We start from the raw sequence: 1,368 nt of genomic DNA on the forward strand, positions 1-1,368 counted from the left end.
CCGTATATGGACTCCTCCTCTTGCTGCAAGCATCCTGCATCCGGCGCCCTAGTCGACTGCGCACGTATATCCGGCCTCGGACTGCGGCATCGCTTCGATGCTGGGCCTTGATGGGCTATTCGCGCGCCGGCTCCCAATCGCTATCACGTGCTTGCGCACCAGGACATTCAGGGGTTTGCCGACGCCGGTCCGACCGGTTTGCCATCTGCAGGTTGTTCGCAATCTGTGGGGGATTTCCTAGTCGTCAGGCGGCAGCCTGGTCCGGTTGATAATCGGTGCCGTGGCGCAACATGGCCCAGGCCATGCGTGCGGTCTTGTTCGCCAAGGCCACGCAGGCCACGTTCGGGTGCGAGCGCTCGGCCAGCCGGCATACCCATCGGCTGAGTCGGTCCTCTTTGCCCTTGGCCGTTCGCAGCATCGCCCGCGCCCCGTGCACCAACAGCGAGCGCAGATAGGCATCGCCGCGTTTGCTGATACCCAGCAAGCGTTCCTTGCCACCTGAACTGTACTGACGCGGTGTCAGTCCGAGCGACGCGGACAGTTGACGACCATTGGCAAACTGCCGGGCGTCACCCACAGCGGCCACCAACGCCGTGGCGATCATCGGACCGACGCCGCGTAGCTGCTGTAGTCGCACTGCATCGGGGTCGCTTTGGGCAATGGCCCCGATGTCTGCGTCGAGGTCGGCGACGCGGTCATCCAAAGCGCGGACGTCGTGCCACAGTCCATCGAGCAGATGTCGGAAACGATCGCTAAGCCCGTTATCCGCATCTTCCAGCCAGCGCGGAATCGCTCGACGCAGCGACAACAGCTCCTTCGGCGCCACCAATCCGTACTCGGCCACCAGGCCGCGGATCTGGTTGGCCTTGGCCGTGCGCTGCTCAACCAATCCTGCTCGAATGCGGTGAGCGGCCTGGATGTCCTGTTGCGCCACCGACTTCACCGATACGAAGCGCATGCTGGGTCGGCTCATCGCCTCGCATATCGCCTCGGCATCGTTTGCATCGTTCTTGTTGCTCTTGACGTAGGGCTTCACGAACTGCGGGGCAATCAGCTTCACGCGGAATCCGTGCGCCTGCAGCTGCCGGGCCCAATGATGGGCGCCGCCACAGCTCTCCATTCCGATTTCGCAGCCCGGCGGCGCCACCTCGACCACCGCCTGCAACCAGCGGTCCCGCGGCAACCGCTTGCGCCATGCCGCCCGCTCCTGACGATCCACGCCGTGCACCTGGAACACGTTCTTGGCCAAGTCGACCCCAATGCGCATAAGCTCGTTCATGGTGGACTCCTTCTCGCCGCGACTGTCTCGCAAATTCAGTCTGGCACCCACCGGGTGCCAAGGTGAGGAGGAGTCCATCCCATTGCTAT

The 1,368-nt window shown here is 63.7% G+C and carries 1 protein-coding gene; it reads right to left on the minus strand.

All coding sequences use genetic code 11. From position 1 onward, the window contains the following. Positions 1 to 244: 244 nt before the first annotated feature. Positions 245 to 1,279 (minus strand): IS110 family RNA-guided transposase, encoded by a 1,035-nt coding sequence (locus AC3A3Q_RS18680; RefSeq protein WP_487587640.1) that lies wholly within the window; start codon positions 1,277 to 1,279, stop codon positions 245 to 247. Positions 1,280 to 1,368 lie beyond the last annotated feature (89 nt).

It is taken from the genome of Lysobacter sp. Soil_C_59, assembly GCF_057656415.1.